Genomic DNA, 14,850 nt, shown 5'->3' with positions numbered 1-14,850 from the left:
CCTGCCACGCCGCCCTCTGGCCGCGGCGGTGCATGACGTCGTTTACATGCCGCGACAGCAACAGGGTTTCGGCATGCCATTTCGCCCAGCGGCCTGTGCCTCTACCGGCCCCGAGCCGGAATGCCCGGTCGCGCTCCGGCGTGCCTTGAGGCATTGCTCCGTGCCGCTCGGGCGGACGTCGAGGGGCGCGTCACCTTCATGAACCCCGCCGCGGAGCACATGTTCGGTTGACCGCGGGAGGAGCTGGTCGGGCAGGTGCTGCACGATGCGGTGCACCACTATCACCCCGATGGGTGGCCCTTTCCGATGGCGGAGTGCGCGCTGGGCGGGGTCTTCGCCATCGGAAGGACGCTGCCGACGCATGAGGATCTGTTCTTCCGCCGGGACGGCACGCCTGGGAGCCAGCCGGGATCGAGACGACGCTGCGCGCCGCGTTTGCGCCATGGCTCAAGAGTGGCCAGGCGCTTCAGCTCTAGATCGAGGCGGGCGCCCGTGAGGCGGCGGTGTCGCCCGCTCAGGCGCTGGTGCTGGCCTTCCATGAGTTGGCGACGAACGCCACCAAGTATGGCGCGCTCTCCACGCCGGCCGCGTGCATATCCGGTGCGAGGCAGGCCCGGACGGAGCGGTCGCCCTGCATTGGAGCGAGATGGATGGCCCGCCGGTGGTGCAGCCGCCGGAGCGGCGCGGCTTCGGTACGCGGCTGCTGGAGCGGGCGCTTGCCCACGACCTCGGCCTGGGTAGTGCGGTGGCGTTGCGCTTCGAGCCGGCAGGGCTGCTGGCGGCGGTCCGCTTCCCTCCGGCGCCATAGCCGCGCGCTCTCGACATGCCAGGGGCCGCCAGGTCGGTGATGCCCTATTCCGCACCGAGGAAGACGGGCCGCGCCGCGAGGTCGAAGGCGATCCCCGCGGCCTGGAGCGAGGCCGCCAGCTCCGCCTCCGGCATCCGGGCATGGTGGACCAGCAGGTGCAGGTAGAGGCCGACGAAGGCCGGGCCATGGCCGGCGCTCTCGCCTTCCGCCGTGCTGGTCATCGCATGGGCCAGCTCGTGCAACAGCACCCAGCTCGGCAGCTCCGGCGGTGCCTCGATGGCGAGGCGAGTGGCGCGGGCGACGGTGCGGCGGGCCTGGCGAGTTAGGGGCCGCACCCGGGGCGGGAAGCGCAGCCCCTCGGCGGACCAGACATGGTCGACCAGCGCCTGCAGCTGCGCGAAGGGGACGACGGAGGCGTCGCGCGGTGCCACCACCCGGTCCTCCCAGGCGTAGAGGCGGCGGGCCGCCGCGTCGTCACGGCTCATCGCAGGCGGCGGGCGTGCGGATCGGCGCCGACCGGGCGATTCAGCCCGACCCGGCCGCCGGCGTCCGCGCCGTGGCCCCAGGCGCCGCGGTCGCGCACCGTCGCCGTGCTGGTGACGCTGCGGAGCCGGATGCCGAGGCCACGGAAGCCTTCCTCCACCTTGCGCTCCTTCGCCAGGACGAGGGCGGTGCCGGTCGAGGTCGCGGCCTGCCGTGCCTCGGCGGCGGCGTGGCGCTCATCCGCCATGGCGTCGAGGCGCTTCGCCACCCGGTCGGCGAAGCCGTAGCGGAAGCTCCGAAGGATGGCCTGCCCGGGCAACGGGTTGTCTAGATAGGCCGGGCTGCGGCGGTAGCGCGCCTCCTCGAAGGCCAGCGCGCTCTCGATGACGCGGAGCAGGTAATCCGCCATCTGCACGTCGGGCTCGAGGCCGTAGAGGACGAAATCCTCGCGTCCATCGGTCCAGCCGCGGCATTCGCAGAGCCGCAGCACGGACGGGAAGAGCCAGCGCAGCGCGACGCGGCCGGGCCCCTGGACGGTGAGGCGCGCCTGCACGCAGGCCTCCTCGCGCAGCTCCACCTCGCCCATGGAGAGGCCATAGACCTCGAGCAGCTCACCCACCTTGGCGGCGGCGGCCATGGCTTCCGCCTCGGAGCAGCCGCGCTCGACGGTCTTGGCGGCGAGGGCGCGGATGCGGGCCTTCACCTTGGCGAGTTCGCTCTGCTGGTCCATCCCGGGCAGATGAGGCGGCGCCCCGGCGGTGGTCAAGCCTTGCGCGAAAGGGCTAGGCTCGCGGCCCGAGGGAGGATCCGATGCCCCGCTACCGCTTCGACCATGTGCATCTCCGCAGCCCCGACCCGGAGGCGACCGCCGCTTGGTTCGAGGAGATGCTGGGCGCCGAGATCATCCGCAGCCTGCAGCAGGGCAAGCCGCGCATCGACATGAAGGTCGGGGGGCAGGATGTCTTCATCATCCAGGCCGATGCCGCCGCGGCCGCGCCGCCTTCCGCGCCCTATCAGGGTATCGACCATTTCGGCCTGAGCGTGGAGGGGCTAGACGCGGCGGTGGCGGGGCTGAAGGCGAAGGGCGTGCAGTTCTCCATGGAGCCGACCTCGCCGCGGCCCGGCATCCGCATCTGCTTCATACGCGGGCCGGAGAACATCTCGATCGAGCTGTTGGAGCGGACGCCGGCCTGACCGCCGGGACGATGCCGCGGCATTGTCTTGCCGGGACGACATGAACTAGCTTCCAGGCGAATGGCGCAGCTAGGCGCCGTTCTGGAGGAATTGATGACGTCCCATTCCGCATGGCGTATGGCGCTGGCCGGTGCCCTGTCCCTGTCGCTCGGAAGTGCGGCCCTCGCTCAGCAGGCCGCAGCCCCGCCCGCCTGGGCCCAGGGGCGCCCCGCCGAGCAGGCGACCAGCTCGCTGGCGCCCCATGCCCCGCGCCTGACGGCAACCCCGGCGGACCGCATCCCGCTGGACTCCATCCGGCTGCCGGAAGGTTTCAGGGCGGAGCTCTGGGCCTCCGGCATGCCGGGCGCGCGCATGATGGCGCGTGGCGAGGATGGCACCGTCTATGTCGGCACCCGCACCATCGGGCGCGTCTATGCCGTGAAGGACGAGGGCAGCGCGCGCAGCACGCGCATCCTGGCGCAGCGGCTGGACAACCCGAACGGCGTGGCGGTGCGGGACGGCGCGCTCTACGTCATCGCCGTCAACCGGGTGCTGCGCTTCGACAACATCGCGCAGAACCCGAGTGCCGAGCCGGTGGAGCTGACCCAGGCCTTCGCCCTGCCTACCGAAGGCCATCACGGCTGGAAATTCGCCGCCTTCGGGCCGGACGGCAAGCTCTACATGAATATCGGCGTGCCCTGTAACGTCTGCACCTTCGACGAGAACCGGCATGCGCTGATCGTCCGCTACAACCCCGACGGGTCGGGGCGCGAGGTGATGGGGCACGGCATCCGCAACTCGGTCGGCTTCGACTGGCGGCCGGGGACCAATGTGCTCTACGCCAGCAACAATGCCCGCGACTGGGCCGGGAATGAGCTGCCCGAGGACACGCTGCATCGGCTGTCGCGCCCGGGCGAGCATCACGGCTTCCCCTATTGCTCCGGCAATGCCTGGCAGGACCCTGGGCATACCGGGCGGCAATGCTCCGAGTTCCCGGCGCCCGTGGCGATGCTCGGGCCGCATACGGCGCCGCTCGGCATGCGCTTCTACACCGGCACGATGTTCCCCGAGGCCTATCGCGGGCGGGCCTTCGTCGCGCGGCACGGCTCCTGGAACCGCGATGCCAAGAGCGGCTTCGACGTGGTGGCGGTCACGCTGAACGAGGACGGCACGCAGGGGCGGGTGGAGCCCTTCCTGAGCGGCCTGCTCGACACCGCCGAGAACAGCTTCAAGGGACGGCCGACCGATGTGCTGGTGATGCCGGACGGGGCGCTGCTGGTCTCCGACGAGCAGAACGGCGCGATCTACCGCATCACCTACGGGCGGTGATGGGCTTGCGGGTTGTACTGTTGGGGCTGGCGCTGATGGCGCCGGCCCTTCCCGCTGCCGCGCAGGGCGATGCGGCGGCACGCGGCGCGGCGCTGGCGGCGGAGCGCAATTGCGGCGCCTGCCATGGCGAGCGGGGTATCTCCGCCATGCCGGGGATTCCATCGCTGGCCGGGCAGCAGGCGGAGTTCATCGCCCTGCAGCTCGTGCTGTTCCGCGAGGGACTACGCGACGTGCCGGCGATGCAGGCGCCCGCCGACGGGTTGACCGATCAGCAGGTGGAGGACCTTGGCGCCTATGTCGCCACCCTTCCCCATGCGCCGCCGCCGGACCGGGCGCCGCGGGATGCCAGCGCCCTCGAGGCCGGGGCGGCGCTGGCAGGCCAGTTGCGCTGCGGGGTGTGCCACCTCCCGGCCCTCACCGGGCAGAACCAGGTGCCGCATATCGCCGGGCAACGCGAGGACTACCTGGCGGAGACGCTGATAGCCTACCGCGACAGCAAGCGGCATGGGTCGGACACGCAGATGAACGGCGTGGTCCAGGGGCTGAGCGACGCGCAGATCGCGCAGATCGCCCACTACGTGGCGCAGCGCTAGAGCGGCTTCCGTTCGCACTGGCTCACGGATCCCGCTCTAGCCTGTTGTTTGAACGAGCAAATTACTCCGATCAGGTGACTTCACCTGATCGGAGTTTGCTTCAGCCGCGTGGCGCCGCGGCGCGCGCCAGCCGGTCGTTGATGGCGGCGCCGAGCCCCGCCTCCGGCACCGGCATGGCGGCGATGCCCCGGCAGCCGCGTGCGCTGCCCGCCTCGTCCAGCCAGCGCAGCCCGGCAAAGAGGCGGGTGGCGGCCTCGCGCAGGTCGCCTGCCTCGGAGAGGTTCCAGGCCACGGCGGCGCCGGGCAGCGGCGGGCCGAAGGCGAGCAGCGCCTCATCCGGTGCGACCTCGGTTGCGGAGAGGCGCACCGGCAGGCCGGGGGCGTAGTGCGAGAGCAGCATCCCCGGCGAGCGCAGCGAGGCCGTCGCCGCCGCGGCCGAGAGGGGCAGGGTGCGGCCGACGGGGCCGAGCTCAGCCTCGATCGCCTCGACCGGCACACCGCCGGGCCGGAGCAGTACAGGGCCGGCGCCCGTCAGGTCCAGCACGGTGGACTCGACGCCGACCGCGCAGGGCCCGTCATCCAGCACCGCGGCGATCCGCCCGCCGAGGCCGTCCAGCACATGCCTCGCCGTGGTGGGGCTCACCTGGCCGGAGCGATTGGCCGAGGGGGCCGCGACCGGCACGCCGGCCGCACGCAGCAGGGCCAGCGCCGTGGGATGCGCCGGCACCCGCACCGCCAGCGTATCCAGCCCGGCACCGGCCAGCAGGTCGACCCGGCATTCCGGCCGGCGTGGCAGCACCAGCGTCAGCGGCCCGGGCCAGAAGCGGGCGGCCAGCCGCCGCGCCCGGTCATCGGCGCGGACCTCGGCGAAAGCGGCCTCGGCCTCCGGGTAGTGGCAGATCAGCGGGTTGAAATGCGGCCGCCCCTTGGCCTCGAAGATGCCGGCGACGGCCCGGGCATTCCGTGCGTCGGCGCCAAGGCCGTAGACCGTCTCGGTCGGGAAGGCGACCAGCGCGCCCTCGCGCAGCAGGGTGGCGGCACGATCCAGCTCGGCAGGGGTCAGGCGCTCGGTCATGCGCCGCGGCAGATGAAGTCGGGATTGCGCCAGCCCGGCTTGCCGTAGCGGAGCGGGGCGCCGTCCAACAGCGTCACCGCCCCGCCGGCGGCCTCCACCAGCGCCTGTCCGGCTGCCGAATCCCATTCCATGGTCGGGCCGAAGCGGGGGTAGAGATCGGCCACGCCTTCCGCCACCCGGCAGAATTTCAGGGCGGAGGAGGCGCTGCGGCGCTCCGCCACCGGCCGTCCGGCGAGGAAGGGACCCATGCGCGGGTCATCGGCATAATGGCGGCTGGCCAGCACCGTCAGCCCCTCGGGCGGCGGGCGGCGGGCCTGGATGGGGCGGCGCGACGCCGCATCCTCCTTCCAGGCGCCGGCGCCGAGCAGGCCGCCGAAGATCTCCCCCGTCGCGGGCAGGGCAAGCGCCCCGAGCACCGCCCGGCCCTCCCGCACCAGGCCGATGCAGACGGCGTATTCGCTGCGGCCCTTGGCGAAGTCCCGGGTGCCGTCGAGCGGGTCGACCAGCCAGAAGGCCGGGCAGGCCGCGGTGACGAGGCCGCCGGCGACCTCCTCCTCCGCCACCACGGGGATGCCGGGGGTCGCGGCGCGCAGTCCCTCGACGATCAGCGCCTCGGCCACGTGGTCGGCCTCGGTGACGGGACTTTCGTCGGATTTGCGGTCCACCACGAAGCCGGCGCGGCGCACCGCCTCGATCGCGGCCGCGGCGCGGCGGGCGAGGCTGGCGGCGAGGTCCAGCAGCAGTACATCATCCATGGACCCAGCTTTACCCGCCCGCCCCGCCTCCCGCCAGCGGCGGAGGGTGCTATCCTCGGCGGCTCACCCTTGTCCCGGAACCCCAGCCGCATGATCGACATCGCTTTCGTGAAGCCCGCCCTGCCCCGCCATGGCGCGCTGGTGCTGCCCATCGGCGAAGGGGCAGAGGCCTTCACCGGGCTCGCGCAGGCGATCGACGCAGCGACCGGCGGGGCGGTGCAGCGCGCGCTGACGGCGGCCGGCTTCAAGGGGCGCAAGGGGCAGAGCTGCACCATCTGGGCCCCGGCCCTGGCCGATGGCGCCGCGGGGCCGGCCCGCATCGTCTCCATAGGCCTGGGCAAGGAGGTGACGGCGGAGGCGGCCGAGGCGGCCGGCGGCGCGCTCTATGGCCTCATCCAGGCGGAGCGCGAGGCGGTGGTGGCCGCCGAGGCGCTGCCGCCGCCCGTGGCCGCGGCGCTCGGCATGGGGCTGCTGCTGCGCAGCTACCGCTTCGACCGCTACCGCACCACGGAGAAGGAGGAGGACAAGCCGAAGCTTGAGCGCCTCTCCATCGCCACCGATGCGGCGAGCGCGGCCAAGGCCGCCTGGGCGCCGCTGCGCGCCGTCGCCGACGGCGTCTTCCTCGCGCGGGACCTGGTGACCGAGCCGCCGAACATCCTCAACCCGCTGGAGATGGCGGAGCGCTGCCGCGCGCTGGAGAGCCTCGGCCTCACCGTCGAGATCATGGGGCCGAAGGAGCTGAAGAAGCTCGGCATGGGCGCGATCCTCGGCGTGGCGCAGGGCAGCGCCCAGGAGCCGCGCATGGTGGTGATGCAGTGGAACGGCGCGTCCAAGGGGAAGAAGGGCACGGCGCAGCGCCCGGTCGCCTTCATCGGCAAGGGCGTGACCTTCGACACCGGCGGCATCTCCATCAAGCCCGCCGCCGGGATGGAGGACATGAAGTGGGACATGGCCGGCGCCGGCGCCGTCATCGGGCTGATGGCGGCGCTCGCCGGCCGCAAGGCGAAGGTGGATGCGGTCGGCCTCGTCGGCCTCGTCGAGAACATGCCGGGCGGCAATGCCCAGCGCCCGGGCGACGTGGTGACTACGGCGAGCGGGCAGACCGTCGAGGTCATCAACACCGATGCCGAGGGGCGGCTGGTGCTGGCCGATGTGCTGCACTACTGCCAGACCCGCTTCGCCCCGCGATTCATGGTGGACCTCGCCACGCTGACGGGCGCGATCATCATCGCCCTCGGCCATGAGCATGCCGGCCTGTTCAGCAATGACGACGAGCTGGCCGGACGGATCATGGCGGCGGGCAAGGCGGTGGGCGAAGCCTGCTGGCGGATGCCGCTCGGCGAGGCCTATGACAAGCAGATCAAGTCCGAGATCGCCGACATGAAGAATGTTGGCGGGCGGCCGGGCGGCTCGATCAGCGCGGCGCAGTTCATCCAACGCTTCGTCGACACCAAGGCAGGGCCGATGCCCTGGGCGCATCTCGACATCGCCGGCACCGCCTGGAGCGGCAAGGACCTGGCGACCTCGCCGAAGGGGGCGACGGCCTTCGGCCTCCGCCTGCTCGACCGGCTGGTGGCCGAGCATTACGAAGGCTGAGCCGCCTTCCATGCTGACGGTGAAGCTGCGGCGGGCGCCGCGCGAGGATGCGCGGGCGCCGCTCGCCCTGCCGCTGCCGGATGCCGCCGCGGTGCCGGCCGCGCTGCGGGCGGCGGCGGAGGCGTCTGGCTTCACCGGCGCCCCACGCCAGGCGGTGATGCTTCCGGAGCGGGGGGTGATGCTGATCGGCATCGGCGCCACGCGCCGGACACTCGACTGGGAGGAGGCAGGCGGCACGGCCGCCGCCGCGGCGGGCGAGGCACGGCGCTTCGCCATCGATGCCCGTGGGCTGGCGCCGGCCGATGCCGCCGCGCTCGCCGCCGGGGCCTGCCTGCGCGCCTGGCGCTTCACCCGCTACCGGGCCGAGCCCTCGCCGGGGCCGCGGCGGCTCGATCTGCTGGTCGACGACCCGGAAGCGGTGGCCCCGCTCTGGGACCGGGCGGCGGCCGGGGTGCGGGGCTGCCTGCTGGCGCGCGACCTCGCCATGGAGCCGGGCAATGCGCTCACCACCCGCGCCTTCGCCGCGCGGCTGGAGGCGCTGGCGGAGCATGGCATCGCCGTCGACGTGCTCGGCCGCAAACGGCTGGCGCGGGAGGGGCTGAGCGGGCTGCTCGCCGTCGGCGGGGGCAGCGAGAACCCGCCGCGCCTCGCCGTGCTGCGCTGGCGCGGCAGCGTGGCGGCGGCGCCCGTCGTCTTCGTCGGCAAGGGCATCTGCTTTGACACGGGCGGCATCAGCATCAAGGGCGCGGCGGGCATGGAGGCGATGAAGGCCGACATGGCCGGCGCCGCGGCCTGCGCCGGGGCGATGCTGGCCCTCGCGCTCCGCCGCTCCCCGGCGCCCGCCATCGCCGTGCTGGCACTGGCCGAGAATGCGGTCGGGGCGGAATCCTACCGGCCGGGCGACGTGCTGCGCATGGGCTCAGGCCGCACCGTCGAGGTCATCGACACCGATGCCGAGGGGCGCCTGGTGCTGGCCGATGCGCTGCACTACGCGCAGCGCTTCAAGCCACAGGCGGTGCTCGACCTGGCGACGCTGACGGGCGCCATCGTCACCGCGCTCGGGACGCATCGGGCCGGGCTCTTCGGTACCGATGCCGGGCTGCTGGCCCAGGCTCAGGCCGCGGGGGAGGCGGTGGGCGAGATGCTCTGGCCCATGCCGATCGGGACGCGGCACCGCGAGGATCTGGCCAGCGCCATCGCCGACCTGAAGCAATGCGCGAGCGGGACGCGGCAGCCGGATGCCTGCCATGCGGCGGCCTTCCTCCGCGAATTCGCGGGGCCGGCGCCATGGGCCCACCTCGACATCGCCGGCGTCGATGACCGGGCGGAGGTAACGGCGCTCGGCCCGCGCGGTCCGAGCGGCTTCGGCGCGAGGCTGCTCGATACCCTGGTCGCCATGTATTTCGAGCACTGAGCATGGCCGAGGTCGCCTTCTATCATCTCACCCGATTGCCGCTGGAACTGGCATTGCCGAAGCTGCTCGGCCGGGTGCTCGGCACCGGCGGGCGGGCGGTGGTGCTCTGCGGCAGCGAGGAGCGGGTGGCGGCGCTCGACGATGCGCTCTGGAAATCGGCCGACCCGGACTGGCTGCCGCATGGCACGGCCAGGAGCGGCCATGCCGCCATGCAGCCGATCTGGCTGACGGCGGAGGATGCGCCGGCGCCGAACGGGGCGCGCTTCCTCGTGCTGGTGGATGGGGCGGAGAGCGCGCGGTTCAGCGAGTATGACCGCGTGCTCGACCTTTTCGACGGCGCCGACGAGGAAGCGGTCGCCGCCGCCCGCCGCCGCTGGAGCGCGGCCAAGGCGGCGGGGCATGCGCTCTCCTACTGGCAGCAGGGCGCGCGGGGCTGGGAGAAGAAGGCCTAGCCGTCGAGGCGAATCCCCGTCAACTCCACCAGCCCCTGCCAGCGCTCCACCTCAGCCCGCTGGAAGGCCGCGAACTCCGCTGCCCGCAGCGGCGCCGGGGTGAAGCCGAGGCTGGCCAGCCGCGCCGCCATGGCCGGTTCGGCGAGGATCTTCGGCAGTGCCTCCGAGAGCCGGTCGATGACCGGCGCCGGTGTCCGCGCCGGAGCCCAGAGGCCGAACCAGGCATCGACGGCCATATAGGGCGCGCCGGCTTCGGCGAAGCTTGGCACATCCGGGACGTCGGGCAGCCGAGCCGGGGCGCCGATGCCTAAGGCCCGCAGCCGCCCCTCCTTCACCAGGGCCATTACTTGCGGCCAGGTGGAGACGAAGAAGTCGACGACGCCGGCGATGGTGTCCGTGGTCGCCTGGGCGCCGCCCCGATAGGGCACATGCGTCGCCTCCAGCCCGGCACGCCGGACGAAGCTCTCGGCGATCACATGGCTGGCGGAGCCGACGCCGGAGGAGGCATAGGTGAGTCGCCCCGCCTTGCCGCGCGCTGCAAGCTCGGCGAGCGTGCGGGCCGGCGAGGTGGCGGGGACGACGAGGGCGTGATGCACCTCGGCCAGCCGGCCGATCGGGGCGAAGTCCTCGACCGGGCGATAGGGCAGGTCGCGCACCATGGCCGCGTTGGCGGCATGGGTCTGGTTGTTGCCGAGGCTCAACGTATAGCCGTCCGGCGCCGCGACGGCGGCCGCCTGGGTACCGACCACGGCGGCGCCGCCCGGCCGGTTCTCGACGATGACGCTGCTCCCTGGGATGGCGGCGGCCAACGCCTCGGCCAGCGCGCGGGCCAGCACATCCGTGCTGCCGCCGGGCGGGTAGGCGAGCAGGATGCGGACGGGCTTCACCGGCCAGGGCGCCTCCTGCGCAGGGACGGCGCCGGGCGCCAGCAGGGGCGCGGCAAGCAGCGCGCGGCGACGGATCATCCTTTGTCCTCTCTTCGGAAATATCCGGTAACGTAATTTCACCGCTTCGTGACGCTATTAACCGGTGTGGTCAAGCTTCGGGATACACTTGGTTTCTACTTTGCCGTTATCATGACACAACCATACGGCATCCTCCCCCCGGATGCAGGAGACCAGAGATGCCACGCAGACATGCTGCGCGCTGCACCGGCCCGGCGGGAGGATGAGGCGCATGGAACGGCGCACCGATCCCTGGGGGGACTTCCTGCGGCGCATCCTTCTCTCGGCGGGGCTTGCCAGCGCCGCGGCGGTTTCCTCCACCGCGACGGGCAACGACACCCCGCAGGCCGAAGTGTCGGAAGCCGAGGCGCAGCCGCAGCCGGAAGCCCCGGTCCCCACCGCCAAGGCCTGATCTACCGCCGCGCCGCGAAGAATTCGCGCAGTACGACGCCGCATTCCACCTCGCGCAGGCCGCCCACCACCTCAGGCGCATGATGGCAGGACGGGGCGGCATAGATCCGCGCGCCATGCTCGACGCCGCCGCCCTTCGGGTCATAGGCGCCGAACACCAGGCGCCGGATGCGGAAGAACCCGATCGCCTGGGCGCACATCGGGCAGGGCTCCAGCGTCACCGTCAGCGTGCAATCGGCGAGGAACTTGTCCCCCCGCGCCGCGGCGGCCGCGCGCAGCGCCAGCATTTCGGCATGAGCCGAGGGGTCGTGCCGCGCCTCCACCTCATTCCCCGCTTGGGCCAATACGCGGCCTGCGGCATCCGTCACCACCGCACCGACCGGCACCTCGCCCCGCGCGGCGGCGGCGCGGGCCTCGTCGAGGGCGATTTCGATCGGGGCAGGCATGGCGCGAGCTTGCCCCGCCCCATGCAGGAGGTCTAGCAGAGCGCTATGCCCACCCGTCCCATCATCGGCGTCACCCTGGATGCGGAGGAGCCCGGCGGCTACTCCAAGCTGCCTTGGTATGCGCTCCGCAAGAACTACTTCGCCGCCTTGGCCGAAGCCGGCGCCCTGCCAATCGCCCTGCCGCACCATGCGGAGCTGGCCGAGGCCTATCTCGACCGCATCGACGGGCTGCTCATCACCGGCGGCGCCTTCGACGTGGACCCCTCGCTCTACGGCGAGGGCAGCACCCACCCGACCGTCACGCTGAAGGCGGGGCGGACCGATTTCGAGCTGGCCGTCACGCGCGGGGCACTCGCCCGCGACATGCCGGTGCTCGGCATCTGCGGCGGCGAGCAGCTGCTGGCGGTCGCCCTCGGCGGCACGCTGATCCAGCACATCCCGGACAGCATCCGCACCGAGATCGAGCACGAGCAGCCCAACCCGCGCAATGAGCCGGGGCATGAGGTCGCCATTGCCGAGGACACGCTGCTCGCCCGCATCATCGGCAAGCCGCGCATGGCGGTGAACAGCGCCCACCACCAGGCCGTTGCCACGCCGGGCCTTGGCGCGCGGGTGAACGCCGTGGCGCCGGACGGCGTGGTGGAGGGGTTGGAGCATCCCGGCCACCGCTTCGCCCTCGGCGTGCAGTGGCATCCCGAATATGCCGTCGATCCGGCCGACCCGCTGATCTTCGCCGCCTTCGTCGAGGCTTGCCGCAAGTGAACGAGGCCGAGGACGCCGCTGCGGAGGAGGATGGCGAGCGCGGCGAGCGCATCGCCAAGTGGCTTGCCCGCGCAGGTGTGGCCAGCCGCCGCGACGCGGAGCGGATGATCGCCGAAGGACGGGTGAAGCTGGACGGCAAGGTGGTCGGCAAACCAGCGACCTTCGTCCAGCCCGGTCAGGCTGTGCTGGTCGACAACCGCCCCGTGGCCAATGCCCAGCGCACCCGACTCTTCCGCTACCACAAGCCCGACGGGCTGGTGACGACGCATCGCGACGAGAAGGGCCGCAAGACGGTCTTCGACGCGCTGCCGCCCGGCCTGCCGCGGCTGATCTCGGTGGGGCGGCTCGACCTCACCTCCGAAGGGCTGCTGCTGCTGACCAATGACGGCGCGCTGGCCCGGCGGCTGGAGCTGCCCTCCAATGGCTGGATCCGCCGCTACCGCGTGCGGGTGAACGGCGATGTAGACGAAGGGGTGCTGGCCTCGCTCGGCAGCGGCATCATCGTCGACGGGGTGCGCTATGCGCCGATCGAGGCCGGGCTCGATAGCCGCAAGGGCGCCAATGCCTGGCTGACCGTCGCCTTGCAGGAGGGGCGCAACCGCGAGATCCGGCGGGTGATGGAATATCTCGGCCTCACCGTGAACCGGCTGATCCGCGTCTCCTACGGCCCCTTCCAGCTCGGTGCCCTGCCGGCCGGGGCGGTGGAGGAGGTGAATGCCAAGGTGATGCGCGAGCAGCTTGGCGTGAAGGAGGAGGCGCCGCCGCGCCGGCGGGCCTCTCCGAGGCCAGACGAGGGGTGAGGATCATCGTGTGGAATCGCGCGTGAAAATCATCGTGCGGAACCGCGCGTGAAAAATATCAGGCGGAACCGCGCGTGAGAATTATAGCCGGCCGGCATCGCGGGCGGCGCCTTGCCGCGCCGGCCGGCATGGCGACCCGCCCGACCGCCGACCGCGTGCGCCAGGCGCTGTTCGACATGCTCTGGCACGCCCCTTGGGGCGGGCGGGAGCGGGTGGAAGGCGCCACGGTGCTCGACGCCTTCGCCGGCACCGGGGCGCTGGGGCTGGAGGCGCTGTCGCGCGGCGCGGCACGGGCCAGCTTCCTCGAGACCGACCGGGCGGCGTTGGCCGCGCTGCGGGCCAACATCGCCGCCTGCCGCGAGGAGGCGCGCTGCACCGTCCTCGCCGCCGATGCGACCAGGCCGCCGCGCGCAGCCTCGCCCTGTGGCCTGCTCTTCCTCGACCCGCCCTATGCCGAGGGGGTGATGGAGCGGGCCCTCGCCGCGCTCGCCGCCGGCTGGATCGCGCCTGATGCGATCATCTGTGCCGAGTATGCCACGGGCAATGCCGTGCCGCCGCCGGGCTTCGCCCTGCTCGCCGAGAGGGCGCATGGCGCCGCGCAGCTGCTGGTGCTGCGCCCGGCATGACAGCGCGGGTCCGCCGCCTACGGCGCCTGCTGGTGCTGCTGCCCTCCGCTGCGATCGGCGGGGCGGAGCGCCATACGGCGACCCTGGCGCTGGCACTGGCCGAAGCGGGGGTCGAGGTCATCGCCGCGGCCGAGCCGGAGCTGCTGCCCGGCCTCGCCCCGCTGTTCCACCCGCTCGCTCCAGTGGCCGCGCCCATCGGCTGGCGCGAGGCGGAGGAACCGGAAGCCAATGCCGCCCGCCAGGCCAGGACCGCCGCGGCGCTGATCGCCCGCCATGCGCCGGAGGCGGCGCTGCTGCCGCTGCCCTGGCCGAGCCACGGCCTCGGCCTGCAACGCGCCCTGGCCGAGGCGCGCCTGCCGGGCCTAGCCATCGCCCATCTCGCTCCGCGCGAGCCGGTGCCGGTGCCGGCGGCGCTGCTGCGTCCTGTCCTTGCTGCGCCGCTGGCCTGGGCAGCCGTCTCGGCTCCGGTCGCCGGGCGGGTGGAGGCGCTGTTCGGACTCGCCGCCGGGCAGGTGGCTGTGGTGCCGAACGGCGTCGCGCCGCCGGTGGAGGATCCGGCCCGGCGGGCGGCGCAGCGCCGGGCCCGGCGAGCGGCGCTCGGCCTCGGCCCGGCGGCGCCGCTGGTGCTCTTCGCCGGACGGCTGGAGGAGAAGAAGGGCGCCGACCTGCTGCCGGCCCTGGCGGAGCGGCTGGAGGAAGTGTCGGGCGCCACGCTGGGTGCGCTGGGCGAGGGGCCGCTGGCGCCCTCGCTCGCCGCGCATCCGGCGGCGCGGCCGGGTGGCCCGCTGCGCCTGCGGGGTCCGGCCGATGACGTGGGCGACTGGCTGCTGGCGGCGGATGCGCTGGTCCTGCCCTCGCGGCTCGAAGGCTGCCCGCTGATCGCGCTCGAGGCGGCGGCGCGGCGCTGCCCGGTGGTGGCGACGGCCGCGGCCCTCGAATGCTGGGGCGGAATGGCCGATTCTTTAGCTTTCGTCTCCGAAACGCAATCTATACTCAGCTTGACGGGTCACGTCTCTGTGATATTAAGGAAAGCGCCGAATTCAATAGGCCGGATCGACGCGGCCGAGGCGCATGCCCTGCGTCACGGCATGCTGGAGATGCTCAGCCGGTATTCCGTGCTCCTGCGCGGCCTCGTCGCGGGGTGCGGACGATACGGATAGCTGCGGCATGTGCTGGAACGGAC

Annotated in this window: 18 protein-coding genes; 12 read left to right on the top strand and 6 right to left on the bottom strand. The window is 72.8% G+C overall.

Features of this window, described 5'->3' with window-relative positions; all coding sequences use genetic code 11:
* Positions 1–646: 646 nt before the first annotated feature.
* Positions 647–808 carry a hypothetical protein gene (locus JMJ56_RS07905; RefSeq protein WP_202831081.1) on the top strand — a complete coding sequence of 54 codons (162 nt, stop codon included), beginning with the start codon at positions 647–649 and terminating at the stop codon, positions 806–808.
* 44 nt (positions 809–852) lie between these two features.
* Here JMJ56_RS07905 and JMJ56_RS07900 read toward each other — a convergent pair whose 3' ends face one another.
* Positions 853–1,293: a hypothetical protein gene (locus tag JMJ56_RS07900; RefSeq protein WP_202831080.1), complete on the bottom strand. Its 441-nt coding sequence runs from the start codon at positions 1,291–1,293 to the stop codon at positions 853–855.
* Complete coding sequence (locus JMJ56_RS07895; RefSeq protein WP_202831079.1) at positions 1,290–2,021, bottom strand: DUF7168 domain-containing protein; 732 nt, start codon at positions 2,019–2,021, stop codon at positions 1,290–1,292. Before JMJ56_RS07895 ends, JMJ56_RS07900 begins: the two co-directional genes overlap by 4 nt.
* A gap of 80 nt (positions 2,022–2,101) precedes the next feature.
* Here JMJ56_RS07895 and JMJ56_RS07890 point away from each other — a divergent pair, with 80 nt between their 5' ends.
* The 3 genes from JMJ56_RS07890 (at position 2,102) to JMJ56_RS07880 (ending at position 4,386) form a co-directional block, all read left to right on the top strand.
* Positions 2,102–2,485, top strand: coding sequence for a VOC family protein (locus tag JMJ56_RS07890; RefSeq protein WP_202831078.1), 384 nt, complete (start codon positions 2,102–2,104; stop codon positions 2,483–2,485).
* Between the two features lie 93 nt (positions 2,486–2,578).
* On the top strand, positions 2,579–3,793 hold the full coding sequence (locus tag JMJ56_RS07885) for a PQQ-dependent sugar dehydrogenase (protein WP_202831077.1): 1,215 nt from the start codon (positions 2,579–2,581) through the stop codon (positions 3,791–3,793).
* 35 nt (positions 3,794–3,828) lie between these two features.
* Entirely contained in the window at positions 3,829–4,386 is a 558-nt protein-coding gene (locus tag JMJ56_RS07880; RefSeq protein ID WP_202831076.1) for a c-type cytochrome, read from the top strand.
* A gap of 100 nt (positions 4,387–4,486) precedes the next feature.
* Here the strand turns inward: JMJ56_RS07880 and JMJ56_RS07875 are convergent, their stop codons facing one another.
* Complete coding sequence (locus JMJ56_RS07875; RefSeq protein ID WP_202831075.1) at positions 4,487–5,461, bottom strand: L-threonylcarbamoyladenylate synthase; 975 nt, start codon at positions 5,459–5,461, stop codon at positions 4,487–4,489.
* Complete coding sequence (gene cysQ / locus JMJ56_RS07870; protein ID WP_202831074.1) at positions 5,458–6,216, bottom strand: 3'(2'),5'-bisphosphate nucleotidase CysQ; 759 nt, start codon at positions 6,214–6,216, stop codon at positions 5,458–5,460. The genes JMJ56_RS07875 and cysQ overlap by 4 nt, the downstream gene beginning before the upstream one ends.
* Positions 6,217–6,306: 90 nt before the next feature.
* Between cysQ and JMJ56_RS07865 the strand changes: the two genes are divergently transcribed.
* From JMJ56_RS07865 to JMJ56_RS07855, 3 genes are read left to right on the top strand one after another with little or no spacing between them, the layout of a single operon-like run.
* Positions 6,307–7,812 carry a leucyl aminopeptidase gene (locus JMJ56_RS07865; RefSeq protein WP_202831073.1) on the top strand — a complete coding sequence of 502 codons (1,506 nt, stop codon included), beginning with the start codon at positions 6,307–6,309 and terminating at the stop codon, positions 7,810–7,812.
* Between the two features lie 10 nt (positions 7,813–7,822).
* Positions 7,823–9,226, top strand: coding sequence for a leucyl aminopeptidase family protein (locus tag JMJ56_RS07860; RefSeq protein WP_202831072.1), 1,404 nt, complete (start codon positions 7,823–7,825; stop codon positions 9,224–9,226).
* A 2-nt stretch (positions 9,227–9,228) separates the two neighbouring features.
* Positions 9,229–9,678, top strand: a complete 450-nt coding sequence (locus JMJ56_RS07855) for a DNA polymerase III subunit chi (protein WP_202831071.1) — start codon at positions 9,229–9,231, stop codon at positions 9,676–9,678.
* On the opposite strand, the gene JMJ56_RS07850 is transcribed toward JMJ56_RS07855, so the two are convergent.
* Entirely contained in the window at positions 9,675–10,643 is a 969-nt protein-coding gene (locus JMJ56_RS07850; RefSeq protein ID WP_202831070.1) for a Bug family tripartite tricarboxylate transporter substrate binding protein, read from the bottom strand. The two genes, JMJ56_RS07855 and JMJ56_RS07850, sit on opposite strands and share 4 nt — an antisense overlap.
* Before the next feature lie 211 nt (positions 10,644–10,854).
* Between JMJ56_RS07850 and JMJ56_RS07845 the strand changes: the two genes are divergently transcribed.
* On the top strand, positions 10,855–11,034 hold the full coding sequence (locus tag JMJ56_RS07845; RefSeq protein WP_043336576.1) for a hypothetical protein: 180 nt from the start codon (positions 10,855–10,857) through the stop codon (positions 11,032–11,034).
* A 1-nt stretch (position 11,035) separates the two neighbouring features.
* Here JMJ56_RS07845 and JMJ56_RS07840 read toward each other — a convergent pair whose 3' ends face one another.
* Positions 11,036–11,479, bottom strand: a complete 444-nt coding sequence (locus tag JMJ56_RS07840; protein ID WP_202831069.1) for a nucleoside deaminase — start codon at positions 11,477–11,479, stop codon at positions 11,036–11,038.
* A gap of 45 nt (positions 11,480–11,524) precedes the next feature.
* Here JMJ56_RS07840 and JMJ56_RS07835 point away from each other — a divergent pair, with 45 nt between their 5' ends.
* The 4 genes from JMJ56_RS07835 (at position 11,525) to JMJ56_RS07820 (ending at position 14,827) form a co-directional block, all read left to right on the top strand.
* On the top strand, positions 11,525–12,241 hold the full coding sequence (locus tag JMJ56_RS07835) for a gamma-glutamyl-gamma-aminobutyrate hydrolase family protein (RefSeq protein ID WP_202831068.1): 717 nt from the start codon (positions 11,525–11,527) through the stop codon (positions 12,239–12,241).
* Positions 12,238–13,041: a pseudouridine synthase gene (locus tag JMJ56_RS07830; RefSeq protein ID WP_328702306.1), complete on the top strand. Its 804-nt coding sequence runs from the start codon at positions 12,238–12,240 to the stop codon at positions 13,039–13,041. Before JMJ56_RS07835 ends, JMJ56_RS07830 begins: the two co-directional genes overlap by 4 nt.
* A 74-nt stretch (positions 13,042–13,115) precedes the next feature.
* Entirely contained in the window at positions 13,116–13,667 is a 552-nt protein-coding gene (rsmD, locus tag JMJ56_RS07825) for a 16S rRNA (guanine(966)-N(2))-methyltransferase RsmD (protein ID WP_202831067.1), read from the top strand.
* Positions 13,664–14,827 (top strand): glycosyltransferase family 4 protein, encoded by a 1,164-nt coding sequence (locus JMJ56_RS07820; RefSeq protein WP_202831066.1) that lies wholly within the window; start codon positions 13,664–13,666, stop codon positions 14,825–14,827. The genes rsmD and JMJ56_RS07820 overlap by 4 nt, the downstream gene beginning before the upstream one ends.
* The last annotated feature ends 23 nt before the right edge of the window (positions 14,828–14,850 follow it).

This window comes from Belnapia arida (genome assembly GCF_016773205.1).
Lineage (GTDB): Bacteria > Pseudomonadota > Alphaproteobacteria > Acetobacterales > Acetobacteraceae > Belnapia > Belnapia arida.
Note: the sequence above shows the minus strand (reverse complement) of the source record. Positions and strands in the feature narration are given on the sequence as shown.